Annotated in this window: 17 protein-coding genes and 1 pseudogene; 12 read left to right on the top strand and 6 right to left on the bottom strand. The window is 71.2% G+C overall.

What is annotated here, in order from left to right:
- From ACZ4MH_RS14615 to ACZ4MH_RS14585, 7 genes and pseudogenes are all read left to right on the top strand, one after another.
- Positions 1-942 (top strand): ABC transporter permease, encoded by a 942-nt coding sequence (locus ACZ4MH_RS14615; RefSeq protein WP_351586112.1) that lies wholly within the window; start codon positions 1-3, stop codon positions 940-942.
- Positions 942-1,931: an ABC transporter permease gene (locus ACZ4MH_RS14610; protein WP_351586110.1), complete on the top strand. Its 990-nt coding sequence runs from the start codon at positions 942-944 to the stop codon at positions 1,929-1,931. Before ACZ4MH_RS14615 ends, ACZ4MH_RS14610 begins: the two co-directional genes overlap by 1 nt.
- Positions 1,928-2,785, top strand: a complete 858-nt coding sequence (locus tag ACZ4MH_RS14605) for an ABC transporter ATP-binding protein (RefSeq protein ID WP_351586108.1) — start codon at positions 1,928-1,930, stop codon at positions 2,783-2,785. The genes ACZ4MH_RS14610 and ACZ4MH_RS14605 overlap by 4 nt, the downstream gene beginning before the upstream one ends.
- The gene (locus ACZ4MH_RS14600) at positions 2,782-3,603 is read left to right on the top strand and encodes an ATP-binding cassette domain-containing protein (protein WP_351586106.1); all 822 of its coding nucleotides are present in this window, start codon (positions 2,782-2,784) and stop codon (positions 3,601-3,603) included. Before ACZ4MH_RS14605 ends, ACZ4MH_RS14600 begins: the two co-directional genes overlap by 4 nt.
- Positions 3,600-4,904 carry an alpha/beta fold hydrolase gene (locus ACZ4MH_RS14595; protein WP_351586104.1) on the top strand — a complete coding sequence of 435 codons (1,305 nt, stop codon included), beginning with the start codon at positions 3,600-3,602 and terminating at the stop codon, positions 4,902-4,904. The genes ACZ4MH_RS14600 and ACZ4MH_RS14595 overlap by 4 nt, the downstream gene beginning before the upstream one ends.
- Entirely contained in the window at positions 4,897-6,216 is a 1,320-nt protein-coding gene (locus ACZ4MH_RS14590) for an aminopeptidase P family protein (protein ID WP_351586102.1), read from the top strand. Before ACZ4MH_RS14595 ends, ACZ4MH_RS14590 begins: the two co-directional genes overlap by 8 nt.
- A 72-nt stretch (positions 6,217-6,288) precedes the next feature.
- Positions 6,289-6,735: pseudogene (locus tag ACZ4MH_RS14585) on the top strand (dihydrodipicolinate synthase family protein); the annotation flags it as partial.
- 4 nt (positions 6,736-6,739) lie between these two features.
- Here ACZ4MH_RS14585 and ACZ4MH_RS14580 read toward each other — a convergent pair.
- Positions 6,740-8,215: a sugar porter family MFS transporter gene (locus ACZ4MH_RS14580; protein WP_351586100.1), complete on the bottom strand. Its 1,476-nt coding sequence runs from the start codon at positions 8,213-8,215 to the stop codon at positions 6,740-6,742.
- 217 nt (positions 8,216-8,432) lie between these two features.
- Entirely contained in the window at positions 8,433-9,500 is a 1,068-nt protein-coding gene (locus ACZ4MH_RS14575; protein WP_351586098.1) for a LacI family DNA-binding transcriptional regulator, read from the bottom strand.
- A 179-nt stretch (positions 9,501-9,679) separates the two neighbouring features.
- Between ACZ4MH_RS14575 and ACZ4MH_RS14570 the strand changes: the two genes are divergently transcribed.
- The 3 genes from ACZ4MH_RS14570 to ACZ4MH_RS14560 all read left to right on the top strand — a co-directional run bounded on the left by ACZ4MH_RS14570 (position 9,680) and on the right by ACZ4MH_RS14560 (position 12,924).
- On the top strand, positions 9,680-10,741 hold the full coding sequence (locus ACZ4MH_RS14570; RefSeq protein WP_351586096.1) for a Gfo/Idh/MocA family oxidoreductase: 1,062 nt from the start codon (positions 9,680-9,682) through the stop codon (positions 10,739-10,741).
- Positions 10,738-11,592, top strand: a complete 855-nt coding sequence (locus ACZ4MH_RS14565) for a TIM barrel protein (protein ID WP_351586094.1) — start codon at positions 10,738-10,740, stop codon at positions 11,590-11,592. The genes ACZ4MH_RS14570 and ACZ4MH_RS14565 overlap by 4 nt, the downstream gene beginning before the upstream one ends.
- Before the next feature lie 168 nt (positions 11,593-11,760).
- Positions 11,761-12,924, top strand: coding sequence for a CapA family protein (locus ACZ4MH_RS14560; protein ID WP_351586092.1), 1,164 nt, complete (start codon positions 11,761-11,763; stop codon positions 12,922-12,924).
- Between the two features lie 70 nt (positions 12,925-12,994).
- Here ACZ4MH_RS14560 and ACZ4MH_RS14555 read toward each other — a convergent pair whose 3' ends face one another.
- Positions 12,995-13,447 carry a DUF4442 domain-containing protein gene (locus tag ACZ4MH_RS14555; protein ID WP_351586090.1) on the bottom strand — a complete coding sequence of 151 codons (453 nt, stop codon included), beginning with the start codon at positions 13,445-13,447 and terminating at the stop codon, positions 12,995-12,997.
- A 234-nt stretch (positions 13,448-13,681) separates the two neighbouring features.
- Between ACZ4MH_RS14555 and ACZ4MH_RS14550 the strand changes: the two genes are divergently transcribed.
- Both ACZ4MH_RS14550 and ACZ4MH_RS14545 read left to right on the top strand, forming a co-directional pair.
- Positions 13,682-14,755: a DUF8017 domain-containing protein gene (locus ACZ4MH_RS14550; RefSeq protein ID WP_351586088.1), complete on the top strand. Its 1,074-nt coding sequence runs from the start codon at positions 13,682-13,684 to the stop codon at positions 14,753-14,755.
- Between the two features lie 75 nt (positions 14,756-14,830).
- Entirely contained in the window at positions 14,831-16,171 is a 1,341-nt protein-coding gene (locus ACZ4MH_RS14545; protein ID WP_351586086.1) for an MFS transporter, read from the top strand.
- A gap of 41 nt (positions 16,172-16,212) precedes the next feature.
- On the opposite strand, the gene ACZ4MH_RS14540 is transcribed toward ACZ4MH_RS14545, so the two are convergent.
- From ACZ4MH_RS14540 to tuf, 3 genes are all read right to left on the bottom strand, one after another.
- Positions 16,213-17,076: a spermidine synthase gene (locus tag ACZ4MH_RS14540; RefSeq protein WP_351586084.1), complete on the bottom strand. Its 864-nt coding sequence runs from the start codon at positions 17,074-17,076 to the stop codon at positions 16,213-16,215.
- A gap of 176 nt (positions 17,077-17,252) precedes the next feature.
- Complete coding sequence (locus ACZ4MH_RS14535) at positions 17,253-18,152, bottom strand: patatin-like phospholipase family protein (protein WP_351586082.1); 900 nt, start codon at positions 18,150-18,152, stop codon at positions 17,253-17,255.
- A gap of 275 nt (positions 18,153-18,427) precedes the next feature.
- Entirely contained in the window at positions 18,428-19,627 is a 1,200-nt protein-coding gene (tuf, locus tag ACZ4MH_RS14530) for an elongation factor Tu (protein ID WP_351586080.1), read from the bottom strand.
- Positions 19,628-19,751 lie beyond the last annotated feature (124 nt).

Raw genomic sequence — 19,751 nt, 5'->3', positions numbered from 1 at the left:
ATGACGATCGCCACCGCCACCGCGCGGGACGCGAAGGCCGATCCCGCGCCCGTCACCGCGGGCCGCCGGATCATGGGCGCGCTGTTGCACGACCGGGCCGCCCTGCTCAGCGCCGGATTCATCGCGCTGATGCTGCTGATGGCCCTCTGCGCCCCGCTGCTCTCCGCCCTCACCGGCCACGGGCCGACCACGTTCGACACGTCCGCCGTCGACGTCGACACGGGCGGGACGCCCAAGGGGTCGTTCGGCGGGATCAGCGCCGACCATCTGCTCGGCGTCGAACCGCTCAACGGCCGCGACGTGCTGGCCCGGATCGCGTACGGCGCGCGCGTGTCGTTCCTGATCGCCGCGTCGGCCACCGTGCTCACCACCCTGCTCGGGGTGGTGCTCGGGATGCTCGCCGGCTTCTACGGCGGCTGGGTCGACCAGGTCGTCTCGCGGGTCATGGACTTCCTGATGGCGTTCCCCGCGCTCATCTTCATGATCGCCATCCTGTCGTCGCTGCCCGCAGGCAACAGGTCGTACCTGCTCGTCGTCGTGATCAGCGTCTTCGGCTGGCCGTATCTGGCACGGGTGGTGCGCGGCCAGACGCTGACGCTGGTGAACCGGGACTTCGTGGAGGCGGCCCGCGCCTCGGGCGCCTCCACCCGCGCGCTGGTGTTCAAGGAGATCCTGCCGAACCTGCGCAGTTCGCTCATCGTGATGACGACGCTCGCCGTGCCCGGATACATCGGCACCGAGGCCGGCCTGTCCTTCCTCGGCGTGGGCGTCAGCCCGCCGACCCCGTCGTGGGGCCAGATGATCTCGAGTTCGGTCAGCTGGTACGCGGTGGATCCGCTGTACTTCGCGATACCCGGTCTCTTCCTCTTCCTGACCGTGCTCTCCCTGACCGTGCTCGGCGACCGCATCCGGGCCGCTACCGACGCCGGGGAGGCCTCCTGATGGCCCGCTATCTCGCAGGCCGGATCGCCGGGCTCGTGCTGATCCTGTTCATGGTCTGCCTGTTCACGTTCCTCATCTTCTTCAAGCTGTCGCCCGAGCCGGCGCTGATGATCTGCGGCAAGACCTGCACGCCCGAACGCGTCGACCAGATCCGCTCGGTCCTCGGGATCGACCAGCCCTTCCTCACCCAGTTCGGGGACTTCCTGGGCGGCCTGTTCACCGGCCGGGACTACGGGTCGGGCGCGAACCTCGTGCACTGCCCCGCGCCCTGTCTCGGCTACTCGTTCCAGACCAATCAGGCCGTGTGGGACATGGTCGTGAGCCGGCTGCCGGTCAGCGCCACCGTCGCCATCGGCGCCGCGGTGCTGTGGCTGCTCGCGGGTGTCACCGCGGGTCTGCTCGGCGCGGTCAAGGAGGGCACCTGGTGGGACAGGTCCGTGATGAACCTGTCGCTGGGCGGCGCCAGCATCCCCAACTACGTGCTCGCGCTGGCCCTGCAGTACGTCCTGGTCGTCCAGCTGCAATGGCTGCCGTTCCCGTCCGCCGTGGCGTTCGGCGACGATCCCGTGCGGTGGTTCGAGTCGTATCTGATGCCGTGGATCGTGCTCGCCACCGGCTACGCCTGCCTGTACTCGCGGCTGACGCGGGCCAACGTCATCGACACCCTGGCCGAGAACTTCATGCGCACCGCCCGCTCCAAGGGGCTGCCTCCCCTGCTCACGATGCGGCGGCACGCCCTGCGGCCCGCGCTCACCCCCATCACCACGATCTTCGGCATGGACTTCGCCGCGCTGCTGGGCGGCGCGCTGATCACCGAGACCGTCTTCGGCCTCAACGGCGTCGGCAAGATGGCCGCCGACTCGATCGCCAAGAACGACCAGCCGGTGATCATGGCGGTCACCCTCCTCGCGGCCTTCTTCGTGGTGGTCGGCAACGTGGTGGTCGACCTCGTCTACACCGGACTCGACCCGAGAGTGAGGATCCGATGAGCGAGCTCCTTGTGGTGGAGGACCTCACCGTGACCCTGCCGACCACGCGCGGCCCGGTGGACGTCGTCAAGGACGTGTCGTTCGCGGTCGGCCGGGACGAGACCGTCGGCATCGTCGGCGAGTCCGGCTCGGGCAAGTCGATGACCAGCCTCGCCGTGATGGGTCTGCTGCCGCCGGGCGCCATCACCCGGGGCAGCATCCGCCTCGACGGCGAGGAACTGCTCGGCCGCACGGACCGCGAGATGCGCCGAGTGCGGGGCGAGCGGGTCTCCATGGTCTTCCAGGACCCGCTGTCCTCGCTGAACCCGTACTACACGGTCGGCCTGCAGATCGAGGAGATGTACCGGGCCCACCGGGGCGGCAAGCGGAAGGCGGCCCGGGCGGTCGTCGTCGAGGCCCTCGACCACGTCGGCATCCCCGACCCGGAGCGGCGGGCGGGCTACTACCCCCACCAGTTCTCCGGCGGACAGCGCCAGCGCGTCATGATCGCGATGGCTCTGGTGTGTTCGCCCGCGCTGCTCATCGCGGACGAACCGACGACGGCCCTGGACGTGACCGTGCAGGCCCAGATCCTGCGCCTGCTCGCCGACCTGCAGCGGCAGACGCACACCGGGATGGTCTTCATCACCCACGACCTCGCCGTGATCAGTTCGATCGCGACGCGGGTCCTCGTGATGCGCGAGGGCGAGCAGCTCGAGTACGACACGGCGGAGCAGGTCTTCTCCGCGCCCCGGCACGCGTACACGCACCAGCTGCTCGACAGCATTCCACGGATCACCGACGAGCTCCCGGCCGAGCCGCCCGCCACGCTCCCGGCCGACACGTCCGACGCGTCCGACGAGGTGGTCCTGTGAGTGATGTGCTGCTCAGCGCCCGCGACCTCACCAAGCGGTTCACGACCGCGGGCCCGTTCGGCCGCAAGAGCGAGTTCACCGCGGTGGACGGCGTCAGCTTCGACGTGCGCTCCGGCGAGACGCTCGCCGTGGTCGGTGAGTCCGGCAGCGGCAAGTCCACCACCGCGCGGATCGTCGCCAAGCTCATGCAACCCAGCTCGGGCACCGTGGAGTTCGACGGGGAGGACGTCACCCGGGCCACGGGGGCGCGGCTCGCCCGGTACCGCTCCGACGTGCAGGTCGTCTTCCAGGACCCGTTCTCCTCGCTCAATCCCCGGCACACCGTCGAGCGGATCCTGATGGCGCCGCTCGACTACCAGCGGATCCCGCCGCCCGGCGGCCGGCGCGCGTACACCAAGGAGCTGATGGAGCGGGTCGGTCTCGAGCCGGACCACTCGCAGCGCTATCCGGCGCAGTTCTCCGGCGGTCAGGCCCAGCGCATCGGCATCGCGCGGGCCCTCGCCGTCCAGCCGAAGCTGGTGATCTGCGACGAGGCGGTCTCCGCCCTCGACGTGTCCGTCCAGGCGCAGGTCATCGAACTCCTGCTGCGGCTGCGGCGCGAGAGCGGCTTCAGCTGTCTCTTCATCGCCCACGACCTGGCCGTGGTCCGGAACATCGCCCAGCGGGTGGCCGTGATGAGCCAGGGGAAGATCGTCGAACAGGGGCCGTGCGCCCAGGTCTTCGGCGATCCACGCGATCCGTACACGCGGACGCTGCTGGCCGCGATCCCCCGCATCGATCCGGAGTGGGACCGCAGGAGGAGGGCTGCCACCGCATGACCGACACCGTCACTTACACGATCCCCGGCATGCGGGTGCGCGAGCACGTCCTCGACGTCCCGCTCGACTGGACCGACCCGGCCCGCGGCACGATCCGGCTCTTCGCCCGGGACATCACCGACCCGTCCCGGTCGCACGACGACCTGCCGTGCCTCGTCTACCTCCAGGGCGGTCCGGGCGGAAAGGGACCGCGCCCGCTCGACACCGGCGGCTGGCTCGGCGAGGCGCTCAAGACGCACCGGGTGGTCCTCGTCGACCAGCGCGGCACCGGTCGCAGCACCCGGATCGACGGCCGCCGGATCAGCGCGTTCGCGAGCGCGCGAGAGGGCGCGGACTTCCTCGCGTGCTTCCGGGCCGACTCGATCGTGGCGGACCACGAGCACCTGCGGCGCACCGTCTACGGCGGCCGGCGCTGGTCCACGCTCGGGCAGTCGTACGGCGGCTTCCTGACGCTGACGTATCTGTCGCAGGCACCGGAGGCGCTCAGCGCCTGCTACGTTACGGGCGGTCTGCCGTCCCTCGATCCGTCGGCCGCCGAGGTGTACCGGCGCACGTATCCGCGGGTGCGGGCGAAGAACGAGGCGTTCTACCGGCGCTACCCGCGGCACGTCGCCCACGTCGGCCGGATCGCCGACCGGCTGTCCGCGGGGGACGTACGGCTGCCCGACGGCGATGTCCTGACGGTCCGTCGGCTGCAGTCGCTCGGCATCGACCTCGGGATGCAGCCGGGCCATGAGCGCCTGCACTGGCTGCTCGACGAGGCGTTCACCGAGGCCGGGGACGGTGACGAGCTCTCGGCGACCTTCCTGCATCAGGTGCTCGCCCGCACGTCGTACAGCGACAACCCGCTGTTCGCGGTGCTGCAGGAAAGCCTCTACGGGCACGGCGCGGGCGCCACCGCGTGGGCGGCGCAGAGCGAGCGGGCCCGGCATCCGCACTTCGCCGAGGACGCCAGGCCGCTGCTGTTCACCGGGGAGATGATCTATCCCTGGATGTTCGAGGAGATCGCGGAGCTGCGGCCCTTCCGCGGGGCGGTCGAGCTCCTGGCCGCCCGCGACAAGTGGCCGCCGCTCTACGACCTGGACCGGCTGGCCGCCAACGACGTTCCGGTCGTCGCCGCCGTCTACCACGACGACATGTACGTGGACGCGTATCTGCAGCTCGACACGGCCGCCCGGGTCGGCAACGTCCACACCTGGATCACCAACGAGTACGAACACGACGGCATCCGCGACGCGCGCGTCTTCGCCCGCCTCACCGAGCTGATGCGCGACGCAGGAGGAGGAGTCACCGATGCGTGACGGCAGGCCCCCGAAACTCACCGAGATCCCCGCGTTCACCACCTACATGGGCACCGGCTGGGACACCCCCGACCGGACACCGCACGTCGTCCCCGGAGCGGCCGAGGCGGCCGCGGCACACCGGGCCCGGCTCGCCGAGGCGCTCCCCGGCTCGACCGTCGTGCTGGCGGCCGGTGAGGCACCCGTGCGCAGCAACGACACGGCGTACGACTTCCGCCCGGACAGTGACTTCTTCTGGGTGACGGGCTGCGCGATCGAGAACGCGGTCGTGGTGGTGCGCTCCGGCGACGCCACGCTGTACATGCCGCCGCCCGCCCACCCCGGCGAGCAGGACTTCTGGCGGGACGCCCGGTACGGCGAGCTGTGGGTCGGGGCCGCGCCCGGCCTCGACGACTGGGCCCGGGCCCTGGGCATCGAGGTGCGGCCGCTGTCCGAACTCACTGACGAGGTGACGGTCGACGAGGAGGTCGGCCGGACCCTGGCGCAGCTGCGCATGTACAAGGACGCATGGGAGGTCGGTCAGTTGCGGCGGGCCGTGGACCGCACCGTCGAGGGCTTCGCCGCGGTCGTCCGGGAGATCCCCACCGCGATCGAGGGCCCGGGCGAACGCTGGCTGCAGGGCACCTTCGACCGCTACGCCCGCGCGTACGGCAACGGTCCCGGCTACGCGTCGATCGTCGGCAGCGGCACACACGCCCCGACCCTGCACTGGGTGCGCTGCGACGGACCGGTCCTGCCGGACGAACTCCTCCTGCTGGACATGGGAGTCGAGGTCGACAGCCACTACACGGCCGACGTCACCCGCACGTTCCCCGCCTCGGGGCGCTTCTCGGCCGCCCAGCGGCAGGTGCACGACCTGGTGGAGAAGGCGCACCGGGCCGGGCTCGCCGCGGTGGGGCCCGGCCGCCGGTTCACCGACTTCCACCACGCATGCATGGAGGTGATCGCGCACGGCCTTGCCGACTGGGGGCTGCTGCCGGTCTCCGTCGACGAGGCGCTGTCCGACGCCGGGCAGCACCACCGCCGCTATCTGGTGTGCGGCATCGGCCACCATCTGGGGCTCGACGTGCACGACTGCGCGCGGGCCGGCGACGACGCGTACCAAGGCGCCGCGATGGCCCCGGGGATGGTGCTCACGGTCGAGCCCGGCCTGTACTTCCACGCGCACGACCTGACCGTCCCACCGGACCTGCGCGGCATCGGCGTACGCATCGAGGACGACATCCTGGTCACCCCCGAGGGCTCCGAAGTCCTGTCCGACGCGCTGCCGTTGGACGCGTCAGGCCTCGAAAAATGGATGACACACCAATGACGCCCCACTGAGCCAAGTGACCGTGTACCGCCCGGCCCACCGCCACCGCCTCACGTTCCGCAAGGAGACTTGGCCCGTGTCGTGCAGACCGCGGTGCAGGCGGCGCCCGACGGCTTCGGCGTCATGCCGGGGGTGGCCGCGTACGGCTCCCTCGAGGCCTGCCGCTGGGCGGAGCAGGCCGCCGAGGCCGGCGCCCACTCCCTCCTGCTGCTGCCGCCCAACGCCTTCCGCGCCGAGCGGGCCGCCGTCGTCGCGCACTACCGCGAGGTCGCCAAGGTGGGGCTGCCGGTCGTCGCGTACAACAACCCGATCGACACCAAGGTCGACCTGACGCCCGAGCTGCTCGCCGAGCTGTACCAGGAGGGCACGATCGTCGGGGTCAAGGAGTTCACCGGGGACGTCCGACGGGCGTACCGGATCAGCGAGTTGGCGCCCGGCCTCGCCCTCCTGGTTGGCGCCGACGACGTACTGCTCGAACTGGGCCTGGCGGGCGCGACCGGCTGGATCGCCGGGTATCCGAAGGTCAGCCGGTCGGGGCAGGGGCTCGGCGGCTGCGGAAGTGTGTCTCGATCTGTTCCAGCGTGCGGTTGCGGGTTTCGGGGATGGTCCTGGCGGCTGTTGCCACGGCGACGACGTTGACGGCGGCGAAGATCAGGAAGGTTGTGGTGCCGCCGACGCCGGCCAGGAGGATGGGGAAGGTGAAGGTGACCAGGGCGTTGACGAGCCAGAGCAGCAGGACGGCCGTGCCCATGCCGAACCCGCGGAGGGCCAGGGGGAAGATCTCGGAGAGCATCACCCAGGTCACCGGGGAGACGGCCGCCTGCTGGAAAACCAGGAAGGCGAGCATGCAGGCCAGGATGAGGTAACTGCGCCAGGTGGCGGCTTCGGTGCCGGGTTCGGTGTGGAGGGAGAAGGCCAGGCCGATGGCGATGAGCGAGGCGACGATGCCGAGCTGACCGGTGAGCAGGAGCGGTCGGCGTCCGACCTTGCCGATGAGGTAGAGGCTGGCGGTGGAGGCGGTGACGGCCACGACTCCGACGGCGATGGTGGCGGTGAGAGCGGCCTGGGAGCCGAGCCCGGTCTGCCGGAGGGTGGTCGGGGCGAAGTACATGATGGTGTTGATGCCGGTGACCTGCTGGATGACGGCCAGACCGAGCCCGATCAGGAACACCCGGCGTACCCACGGCACGGCCAGCTCGGCCCGGCCGCCGCCGGCGCGGGCGGCCTGCTTCTCCTGGTCGATGGCCCCTTTCATCTGGGCGAGTTCGGCATCGACGGTGTCGGCATCGCGAATGCGGAGCAGGGTGCGGCGGGCGTCGGCGAAGCGTTCCTTGGAGACGTACCAGCGGGGGGTCTCCGGCATGAACAGCATGCCGAGGTAGAGCAGGGTGGAGGGCACGGTGGCGAGTGCCAGCATCCAGCGCCAGGTCTGCTCGCCACCGTAGGCGGCGGCCAGCGCGGCGTTGGAGCTGTAGGCGATGAGCTGTCCGGTGACGATCATGAGTTGGTCGACGGCGACCAAGCGGCCCCGGGAGTGGGCGGGGGCGATCTCGGCGAGGTAGACCGGGACGGTGGTGGAGGCCGCGCCCACGGCCATGCCGAGGACGACCCGGGCTGCCACCATGACCTCGATGCCCGGCGCAAGGGCGGTGCCCAATGCGCCGACGATGAAGACGAAGGCCAGGGTGAGGATGTTGTGGCGGCGTCCGTAGCGGTCGGAGAGGCGGCCGCCGAAGGCGGCGCCGGCCGCGGCGCCGACCAGCAGTGATGCGGTGACGACACCCTCCGTCACGGGGGTCAGGCCCAGGCCCCCTTCGCGGCCCGGTTCGGCCATGAAGGGCAGTGCGCCGGCGATGACGCCCGTGTCGTATCCGAAGGTCAGCCCGCCCAGCGTCGCGACGGCGGCAATGGCCGACATCGACCGCCTCCCCTTGATGGGTGGCTGTGGCGATGCGGCCGGGGCGGTGTCGGCGAGGCCGGTGTTCGAGGCGCTCGGCATGGGTGCTCCTCTCAGCGAACGCCCGTCCCGGCGATCGCTTGATGACGGCTCTCCCGCGGGCAGCGCAGAAGATGGCGCGTGCGGAGGAGGGTGCGTTCCGCGCGCTGCCGGTGGCAGGAAGGAATGCCGCTAGGGAACTAGTACGTTCTAGAGCATGTCAAGACATTAGCTCGAACTATCTCGAACTCTTTTGACGGCGGGGTGTCGATGCCGGGATTCAGCGAGGCGCCGGGCCGGTGGTGGCCCGTTCGACCAGCCGGGGCGTGAGTACGGCTTCCTCCGGCGTGCGGCCCGCGATGAGATCCAGCGCGGCGGCCACCGCGGCGTCCGCCATGCGGCCGGCGTGCTGCGAGACGGTGGTCATCTGTACGTGCGGAATCTTCGCCAGCCGCGAGTCGTCGTAACCGACCACGGAGATATCGCCGGGCACATCACGGCCCCGACGTGCGAGTACGTCCAGGACGCCGGTGGCACAGCGGTCGTTGAAGGCGATCACGGCCGTGGGTGGCACCGGGCGGTCCAGCAGATAGCGCGCGCCTTCCGCCCCGGCGTTCTCGGTGAGGCCGCCGGCGAGTACGTCGGCGGAGTCCTGCAGTCCGTGGCGGGCCATGGCCTGCAGGAAGCCGAGGCGACGGTCGGAACTGCCCGGGGCGCCGGCGCCGTCGATGTGCGCGATCCGCCGGTGGCCGAGGGCGACGAGGTGGTCGACGGCAAGACCGATGCCCGCCGTGTCGTCGCTGCGGACGGCACCGACGCCCGGCAGGTCGGCCCGGCGGGCGACGAGGAGAGTCGGCAGCCGCCGGGCCAGGCGTGCGAGCTCCTCGACCGCCAGGCCGCTGCCCAGCAGGATCGCGGCCTCGCACCGTTCCCGCAGCAGCGCGTTGACCGCGGTGGACTCGCTGCGACTGGGGGCCACCGCGCTGATCATCGCTTCGTAGCCGTGCCGCGCCGCGGCGGCGTAGATGTGCTCCACGAGATCGCCGTGGAAGGGCTGTTGGAGCTCGAAGACGACACCGAGCACCCGTGAGCGGGACTGCCGGAGCTTCTGGGCGCGCTGGTCGGGAACGTATCCCAGTTCGTCGGCGATCTGCAGCACCCGCCTGCGGGTGGCGTCGCTGGCCCCCGGCACGCCGCGGATGACGATGGAGACCAGCGCGGTGGAGATCCCGGCGGCCCGGGCCACATCCGCCATGGTCGGACGCCCGCTCCGTGCGCGTCCGGTGCCGGCGGCGTGCGTACGGGGCGGCTCATCGGCGCCGTCGTGCGCGTCGCTCGACTCCCTCACTTCCGCCACTCCCACCTGGTCGAATCCGCTCCGCCACCCTGCCGGACGGCCTCTCGCCGAGCATATCGACCCCTTGACCGATCGCGGCGGGCGCTCTACGTTCCCTCACTAGAACGTACTAGTTGCCGTACCGGTTGCACGCACTCGTTGCACGTACTCGTTGATGTGGGAGCACAGACATGGTCGTCGCTGACACCACCCCCGGCCGTACCAGGCCCGCCTCGGACACCTTGCAGCTGGCCACGATCGGCGCAGGCCGCATCGGCTCGAACCATGCCGAGATCGTCGCCCGCCACATACCCGGCATTGCGCTGGCCGCGGTGAGCGACCCGGCCCCCGGCGCCGCCGAGCGCCTCGCCGCCGAGTTGGGCGCTCCGACGGCCACCACCGATGTGCAGGAGGTCCTCGGCCGGGACGACATCGACGGCGTACTGATCACCGCGCCGGCCCGGTCCCACACCGACCTGGTCGTAGCCGCGGCCGCCGCCGGCAAGCACATCTTCGTGGAAAAGCCGATGGCGGTGACGCTGGCGGACGCCGACCGCGCCATCGCCGCCGCGGAACAGGCAGGTGTCGTACTGCAGGTGGGCTTCAACCGCCGGTTCGCCCCCGGCTTCGCCGCCGCCCGCGCCCTGATCGACGAACGCAAGGCCGGCACCCCGCAGTTGCTGCGCTCGCTGACCCGTGACCCGGGCCCGTTCACCGCCGACCCGGCTCGCATCCCCCAGTGGACGATCTTCCTGGAAACCCTCATCCACGACTTCGACACGCTGTGCTGGCTCAACCCCGGAGCCACGCCGGTCAGCGTCCACGCCACCGCCGACGCGCTGGTCCGCCCGGACGCCAAGGCCGCCGGACACCTCGACACCGCCGTCGTCACCATCCGCTTCGACAACGGCGCCATCGCCACCGCCGAGGCATCCTTCTCCGCGCTGTACGGCTACGACGTACGCGCGGAGGTCTTCGGCTCGGAGGGCATGGTGACCGCCGGCAACGGCCGCAGCACCGACATGACCTTCTACGGCGCCCAGGGCATCCACGTCGACACCGCCCGGCGCGACACCGAGCTGCTGCGCGCGGCCTATACCGCCGAGCTGACCGCCTTCGCCGACGCCGTCCGCCACAAGAACCCGGCCCCCGTCACCGGCCACGACGCCCGCCGGGCCCTGTCCATCGCACTGGCCGCCATTCGCAGCGTGGACACCGCAGCGCCCGTCACGATCGCCGAGGTGACCGAATGACACTCCCCGCGAGTCCCTTCACCCTCGCCGCCAGTGCCGAAATGCTCTACCTGGACCGCCCGTTCACCGAGCGCGTGGCCCGCATCGCCGAGCAAGGCTTCCAGGTCGAAATCTGGGACTGGTCCACCAAGGACCTCGACGCCCTGACCGCCACCGGCGCCACCTTCTCTTCCATGACCGGCTATCTGACCGGCAACCTCACCGACCCCGACGGCATTGATGCCCTGCTGGCCTCGGCCCGTAAGTCCCTTGATGTAGCTACCGAGTTGGACTGCCCCCGCCTGAACCTGCACGGCACCGGCCTTGACGACAAGGGACTTCCCGTCCGCCCCGTCCACGAGGCCACTCCCGCCATGTGGCTCACTGCCACCGACACGCTGCGGCGCATCGCGGAACTGGGCGAAGCCGCCGGCCGCGTCTTCACCCTCGAAAACCTCAACCTCGCCGTCGACCATCCAGGCACCCCCTTCGCCCGCGCCGCCGACACCCTGGCCCTCGTACGCGCCGTCGACAGCCCGTACCTGCGGATGAACCTGGACCTCTACCACGCCCAGATCGGCGAGGGAAACCTCATCGAACTCTGCCGCCGGTCCCTGCCGTACATCGGCGAAATCCAGGTCGCCGACGTCCCCGGACGCTGCGAACCGGGCACGGGAGAAGTCCATTACGCCGCCATCGCGCGTGCTCTGCACGACCTCGGCTACACCGGCGTCGTCGGCCTCGAAGGCTGGGCCCGGGAAGACTCCGACGCCGCTCTGGAAGCCTTCCGAAGCGCCTTCACTCCCGGTGCCGACGCCGCAGCCGACCGCGGTACTGCCGCCGAGCCCGGCACTGCCACTGTCCGCCACTGAGGAACGGCAGGCGTCCCCGGCAGCGACGCCTCCGTGAGGTCATGCCGCCGCATGCGCAGCGGGTCCTCGTTCTTCGATGACCTCGCAGACGGGGCGCTGCGGCTGTCAGGCCCAAGGGTGTGTCGGCTCGGCCTGCCGCGCGCCTGCGTACCGGCCTACGGTGAAAACATGGGCACCACACCAACCGGCCTGGTGACGCTGTTTCTGAGCGGCGACATCATGCTCGGTCGTGGGGTCGACCAGATCCTCGCGCACCCCGGCGACCCGGAGCTGCGGGAGGACGGAGTACGGGACGCGCGTGCCTACGTGGAGCTGGCCCAGGCGGCGAATGGCCCGATTCCCGCTCCGGTCCCTCCGGCGTGGTTGTGGGGAGTGTCCCTACGGGTGCTGGAGGAGGCCGCCCCCGACGTCCGGATCGTGAACCTGGAGACGGCGATCACCGGCGACGGGGAGTTCGCGCACGGCAAGGCAGTCCACTACCGGATGCACCCTGCCAACCTGCCCGCCCTGACGGTGGCCCGGCCCGACGTCTGCGTGCTTGCCAACAATCACGTGCTGGATTTCGGTCGCCCGGGTCTGGCAGAGACACTCGACGTGCTGGCCGGGGCGGGACTGCGGACGGCCGGCGCGGGGCGGGACGCCGGGGCAGCGTACGCGCCCGCCGTGGTCCCTGTGGGACAGAACGCTCGTGTGCTGGTGTTCGCCATCGGAATGTCGTCCAGCGGCATTCCGCCGAGCTGGGCGGCGACCGCGGAGCAGGCAGGAGTCGCCTACGTTCCCGAGCCGACGAGCGTGGCGGCTGAGGCCCTGGTCAGACGCGTACAGCAGGCGAAGGGACCGGGCGACATCGCGGTCGTGTCCGTGCACTGGGGCTCCAACTGGGGTTACCGCGTGCCCCAGGACCAGGTCGCTTTCGCGCACGCCCTGATTGATGGCGGCGTCGACGTCGTCCACGGCCACTCCTCGCACCACCCCCGCCCTCTGGAGGTGTACCGCGACCGGCTGATCCTGTACGGCTGCGGAGACTTCATCGACGACTATGAGGGCATCGGCGGCCACGAGGGGTACCGCGACGACCTCCGCCTCGCCTACCTCGTCTCGGCGGCGGCCGACACGGGCCTGCTGGCCTCGCTGCGCATGGTGCCTCTGCGGGTCCGGCGGATGCGGCTGGAACCTGCGCCGAAGAGGGACCGTGCCTGGCTGTGGACGACGCTCGCGCGGATCAGCGAAGGCGTGGGGTTGGTGTGGGAACCCGACGGCACACTGGCCTTGGCCCACCGTACGGAGACGGTCCACCGTGCGGAGACGCCAGGCAGCGCCGGCCGCAGTTGAATACGCCGGACCGCGACCGAAGGGGCGGCCCGGCCCGGCAACACGTCTCAGAGAGCTCGTCCCTGCGTCCTCAACCGTTCAGCCGCAGCGTCCACACAACCGTCATCTCGCCGGTGACGGCCCCGTCCTCGCGCTGAATGGCGATGCCGACCGGGAACTCCGGCCGTTCGCCCGCATCGAGCTCGGCAACGACCTCGGCCACCGGGCGACCCAGGGTCGCCGTGGCGGTCACCGGCCCCTTGGCCACCTTCTTGTAGTCGATCTCGGCCCGCACCGCGAGCGGCACCGCACGAGAGAGCTGATCACCGAAGGCCTTGAGCACGATAGCGCCGCTGGCGGACTCGGCCAGCGTGAACATGGCGCCCGCATGGGGGCCGCCGATGTGATTGTGGAAGTCCGGCTGGTCCGGAAGCCGGAGCACCGCACGCTCCGAGGTGACCTCGACGAACTCAAGATTCAGGGTCCGCACCATCGGAACCGCGGCGGCCAGCATTTCACCCATCGAGGCGCTCTCAACTGTCATGAGCGGAATGTTACTGCCGAGTAGGCCAACTGGCCACCCCAGTCACTCCGGAAGGGCCAAGCCGCCGAGCTGCCGAGCCGCCAAGGCTCCAAGCTGCCAAGTCGTCCAGCCCCACGAAGCGCATGCCAAACTCTCCCGAAGTAGCTGCGAACGTCACGAGCGAACGTCCGGGTTCTGTCACGCCCCTGGGGCGACTGTGACACCTCCCACCTCGGACCTTTATCGTTAGCGCCCATGTGGCCAGGACAGCAGCCGCCCGGGGGCGAGCAGAACCCGCAGGATCAGAACCCGTATCAGCAGCCGGGTTATCAGCAGCCGAATCCGTACCAGCAGCCGGGATACCAGCAGCCGGGTTACCAGCAGCCCAATCCGTACCAGGGGCAGCAGCCCATGCAGCCCATGCAGCCTCCGCAGCCGCAGTGGCAGGGACCGAGCGGGCCACAAGGTCCCGGCGGACCGCAGTCGCCCAAGGGCAGCGGCGGCGGCAACGGCAACGAGAAGAAGACCACCGTGACGATCGCCGTCGTCGCGGCGGTCGCGGTCGTGGCGGCCGCCGTGGTCACCGGCGTCTTCGTCCTCCAGGACGACAAGAAGGCCGTCGCCAAGAACGACCCGAAGCCCACCCACTCCCAGTCCGCGACGGCCGAACCGACGGAGTCGGCGAGCGGGGAGAGCGGCGGCGCGGGGCCCGGTGGCGATCCGAACGCTCCCGATCAGCCGGTGATCAAGGGCTGGCAGACGGTGGTCAATGCCAAGCGGCATGTGGCATTCGACGTCCCCACCAAGGACTGGAAGATCACCTCGGCGGACACCTACACGGGGTTCCAGGACGAGAAGGACAAGTCCGGTTTCCCCAAGACCCTGATCTCGATGACCGCGCCGGCCTACTTCAAGGAGGACTGGTGCACCATCAAGGAGAAGGGCGGCGGTGAGTCCACCTCGTCGCTGGCCGGCACGGGCGTCAAGGGCGCGCAGGGCGCGAAGAGCCAGGCCGAGGCCGCCCAGAACGAGGCGCTGAACTGGGTCTGGGCCGGTTACGATCAGAAGAAGACCGGTACGTTCAAGGGCACCAAGGCGAAGTCCTTCAAGAGCGATCACGGCATCACCGGAAAGCTGTCAACGGCGACCGTGACCGGCGTGAAGAAGGGCAACAAGTGCGACTCGGACGGCAAGGCGTACGCGGTCACGTACACCGACACCACCGGTGAGTACGCGACCTGGATCCTCTACGCCGCCAAGGACGTCAAGGGCGAGCTCGACGAGGCCACGATCAAGAAGATCATGAGCTCCCTGCGGCCGCTCGAATGACCGAGCACAACCCACGGTGCCCACCGCGGGAAATTACCAAGTGACGCCTGCGGGCAAGAACGCGAAGCTGTTGTGATGAAGATGGAGCGCCCTGCCTGGGCGGGGCGCAATTACACGCTGCTGACGGCCGCCGCCGTGGTCACGGGTCTCGGAAGTTCCGGGGCCCTGATCGCGGCGGCGTTCGCCGTGCTGGCAGCCGGCGGTTCGGCGACCGACGTCGGTCTGGTCGCCGCCGCCCGTACGATCCCCCTGGTGATCTTCCTTCTCATCGGAGGAGCGATCGCCGACCGGCTGCCGCGACACCGCGTGATGGTCGCCGCCAACGCCCTGAACTGCGTTTCCCAGGGTGCCTTCGCGCTGCTCGTACTCACCGGGGAACCCCGGCTGTGGCAGATGGCGCTGCTGTCCGCGCTGGGCGGCACCGGACAGGCGTTCTTCGCGCCCGCCGCCGAAGGCATGGTCCTGGCCAGCGTCTCCGGTGAGCATTCGGGACGCGCCTTCGCCTTCTTCCGTATGGGCATGAACGGCGCGAACATCGGCGGCGCGGCGCTGGGCGGCGCACTGATCGCGGCGGTCGGGCCCGGCTGGGTACTGGCCGTCGACGCCGCCGCCTTCGCGCTCGCCGGGCTGCTGCGGGCGTTCCTCGACGTACGGGGCGTGCCGCCGCGCGAGCCGGGGCACGGCCTGGTCGCCGACCTCCGGGACGGCTGGCAGGAGGTGGTCTCCCGGCGCTGGCTGTGGGCGGTCGTCCTGCAGTTCGCCGTCGTCAACGCCGTGGTGGCGGCCGCCGAGTCGGTGTACGGGCCCTTGGTCGCGCAGGATCATCTCGGCGGTCCCGGTCCGTGGGGGCTGGCGCTCGCGGCGTTCGGTGCCGGTACGGTCTGCGGCGCGCTGCTGATGACCCGGTACAAACCGCGGTACCCGCTGCGCGTGGGCGCGCTCTGCGTCTTCCCGCTCGCCCTGCCCTCCGCGGCGCTGGCCGTTCCGGTGCCGGCCGGGGCTCTGACGGCCGTGATGTTCGGGGTGGGGATCACGCTCGAGGTGTTCGCGGTGACGTGGATGATGGCGCTGCACCAGGAGGTACCGGAGGAGAAGTTCTCCCGGGTCTCGTCGTACGACTGGCTCGGCTCCCTCGCCATGGTGCCGCTGGCCACGGCCCTGGCGGGCCCGGTCCAGGATCTGGTGGGCCGTACCGCCGCGCTGTGGGGCTGCTCGGCGCTGATCGCGCTGCTGACGGCGGCGGTGCTGTGCGTACGGGATGTGCGGTGGCTGCGGCGGCGGGCGGTGCCGGAGTCACCGTCCTCCGCGGCGGGGACCGCCGAGCACGCTCCGGCCGAGGCGCCGGGTCAGGTCCCGGTGACCGGCCTCCCGGCCACCGCCGCGACCGACGACGTCACCCACGCTGAACGCGGCTGAACGCGGCTGGACCCGGCTGGGCGCGACCGATGACGTCACCGTCACCCCACGCTGAACGCGCCCGTCGGCGGCTCCGGAGACGGGACCGCCTCCGCGTCCCGTACCGGCTGCGCGTCGCCGATGAGCTGCCGCAGCCGGGGGCCGTGCTCGACCCGGGCGGGGAAGGCGTCGGCCGTCACGCGCCGCGCGATGTCGGCCAGCGGCAGCTCCTCCTGCGAGGCGACCAGGATGGCGTTGCCGAACCGGCGCCCCCGCAGCATCGACGGCTCCGCGATCAGGCACAGCTGCGCGAAGACCGCCGTGAAATTGGCGAGCTGGCCGCGCAGGAAGGCGAACGGGGCGCTGTCAGCGAGGTTCGCCACGTAACAGCCGCCGGGGCGTAGCACCCGGCCGGCGGCCCGCGCGTACTCCGCAGAGGTCAGGTGCGCCGGCACCCGCGATCCGCCGAAGACGTCCGCCACCACGACGTCCACGGAGGCCGCCGGCGCCGCTTCCAGTGCGGTACGGGCGTCGGCGGCGTGCACCGATATCCCGCTCTCCGCGGGCAGCGGAAGGTACCGGCGTACGAGGTCGAGCAGCCCGCGGTCGGCCTCGATCACCCGTTGCCGGGATCCGGGCCGGGTCGCGGCGAGGTAGCGCGGCAGGGTCAGCGCGCCGCCGCCTAGATGCAGCGCGTCGAGCGGGCGGCCGGGATCGGCCACCGCGTCCAGGACGTGAGCGATCCGGCGGGCGTACTCGAACTCCAAGTACGTCGGCTCGTCGAGGTCCACGTACGACTGCGGAGCGCCGTCCACGGTGAGCAGCACGGCGCGCGGCCGGTCCACGTCCGGCAGCAATTTGGCCGTGCCGCAGTCCACTTCCTGGGTGACGGGCACGAGGGACTCGGACGCGGAAGTCGCGGGCACGAGGGCCTCGTACGCGGCGTTCTCGGGCACGAGGGCCTCGGGTGCGAGAGCCTCAGGAGTCGCGGGTGCGAGAGGTGTTGGGACGTCGGGTCGGTCTGCCACCGTCCTATTGTGCGGTGCGCGGGCGGATTTCCGTACCGTTCGCCGTACCGTTCGCCGTTCCCCGACGCGGTCCCTCATCCCCCATCCGTCCACACCCGGGCCGCCTCCGCCGCCTGGGCGGTCGCCTGGATGCGGCCGGCGCGGGCCGCGGCGGCGCGCTTGGACGGGTCCAGGACGTTGCGGCCGAAGGCGGCCCGCGCGGCCCGGTCGGGCGTGATGACCAGTACCTCCGCTCCTTCCGCCGCGAGCCGCGCGGCCTGCGAGCGGGGCGTTGCGACGGGGCCGCCGCCCGACGCCATGGGCGCGATCACCACGACGCGCCCGTACCCGGCGGCGAGGTCTGCGTTCGCGCACGAGTGGACGCCGCCGTCGATCCACCGGCGGTCCCCGATCGTCACCGGCGGCCAGACGCCGGGCACCGCACAGCTCGCGGCGACCGCGTCGGCGAGCTTCACCCCGCTCCCGCCGTCGAACGCGCTGCGCTCCCCCGTGAGCGCGTCCACCGCCGTGATCATCAGCCGCCGGGCAGGCCACTCCTGCGAGAGCAGCCGTCCGGCGATCACGGCTCGCTGGGTGTTCTCGGGGCCCGTACGAGCGGCCAGCGCCAGCCGCCCCATCCGCGCGCCGAAGGTCACCGCGTCCCGCGACCGCAGCGCGATGGCCGCGAACCGGGCCATCGACACGGCTCCCATCCGCGCCGGCGCGCCGCCCCCCTGCGCGATGCCGACGCCGCCTGCGGATGCACCGACCGACGGGCCGCCCGAAGGTCCGACCAGCTGCCGCTCGTACAGCTCCTCCAACGTCAACTGCCCGGAAGTGAGTTGCGCGCCGACCAGGGAACCCGCTGACGTGCCGATGACGACGTCGGCCGTGCAGAGGTTCACCCCCGCCTCGGCCAGTCCGGCGAGCATCCCGATCTCCCAGCCGATGCCCGTCAGCCCGCCACCGCCCAGCACCAACGCCGTACCCGCCATGCGTGCCGCACTCCCATTCCTCATGGTTCCGACTTCGTCCTGCCTCGGGTTCCCGCTAGTGCTCGTGGCCCGAGGGTCCCGCCGGACGTGCAGTCTTCCATCGCGACGGCCCCGCCGACAGGCCCCATCCGGACCCCGCCCCGCACGCCCGGACACCCGCGCCCTTGCACGAGAAACTGCACGTGAACACGGGTGTGCAGGTGCACGCGTAAGCGCACTGGAGGGGCCCCGCGACCGCGCCGCGGGGCCCCTCCGTACGGTTCGCGCTCGGTACTTCAGTGCGTGTCGGTGACGACCGTGCGGATCGTCCCCGCGCCCACCGTGCGGCCTCCCTCACGCATGGCGAAGCCGAGGCCGGGCTCCAGCGGCGTGCCGCGGCCCAGCCGCACCGTGACGGGGACGGTCTCGCCGGGGCGGGCGGTGCCGCGCTCGCCGAGGTCCAGCTCGCCGACCACATCGGCCGTGCGGATGTAGAACTGCGGCCGGTACCCGGTCGACAGCGGCGTGCGCCGGCCGCCCTCCTCGGCGGACAGCACGTACACGTCGGCGGTGAACGCGCGACGCGGCGTGACGCTGCCCGGCGCGGCGATCACCTGACCGCGGCGGACCGCGTCCCGGGCCACGCCGCGCAGCAGCAGTGCCACGTTGTCGCCCGCCTCCGCGTGCTCCATCGGCTTGCCGAAGGTCTCCAGGCCGGTGACCACGGCCGTGGCGCCGTCGCCCGTCTCGCCCACGATCTGCACGCGGTCGCCCATGCGTACGCTGCCGCGCTCGACAGCACCGGTGACGACCGTCCCCCGCCCCGTGATCGTCAGGACGTTCTCCACGGGCAGGAGGAACGGCGCGTCCACGTAGCGCTCGGGCATCGGAACGTACGTGTCGATCGCGTCCAGCAGCGCCTCGATGGCCGCTGTCCAGCGCGGGTCGCCCTCCAGGGCGCGCAGCCCGGAGACGCGGACGACCGGTACGTGCTCGCCGTCGTAGCCGTGCGCGTGCAGCAGTTCGCGTACCTCCAGCTCCACCAGGTCGGTCAGCTCGGGGTCCCCGGCGTCGGCCTTGTTGAGGGCGACGACGAGGTGCCGCACGCCGACCTGCCGAGCGAGCAGCACGTGCTCGGCGGTCTGCGGCATGACCCCGTCGAGCGCGGAGACGACCAGGATCGCGCCGTCGAGCTGCGCCGCTCCGGTGACCATGTTCTTGATGAAGTCGGCGTGGCCCGGCATGTCCACGTGCGCGTAGTGCCGCGTGCTCGTCTCGTACTCGACGTGCGAGATGTTGATCGTGATGCCGCGGGCGCTCTCCTCCGGGGCCCGGTCGATGCGGTCGAACGGGACGTACGTGCCGCTGCCGCGGTCGCTGAGGACCTTGGTGAGGGCGGCGGTCAGGGTCGTCTTGCCGTGGTCGACATGCCCGATCGTGCCGATGTTGAGGTGCGGCTTGGTGCGGACGTAGGCCGTCTTGGGGCTCTGGGACATGGGTGTCTGTCTCCTTCGCGCGGACCGCGGCGGACGGCGTGCGTCGGCCGCGGAGCGCGGTGCGGAAGCGCTGGAGCAGGTCGATAACGGTACCGAGGCGGTACTCGTACGCGGCTGCAGCGCT

The sequence above is a fragment of the Streptomyces sp. NPDC026301 genome (genome assembly GCF_055567935.1).
This window is presented reverse-complemented; position numbering and strand designations above follow the sequence as displayed.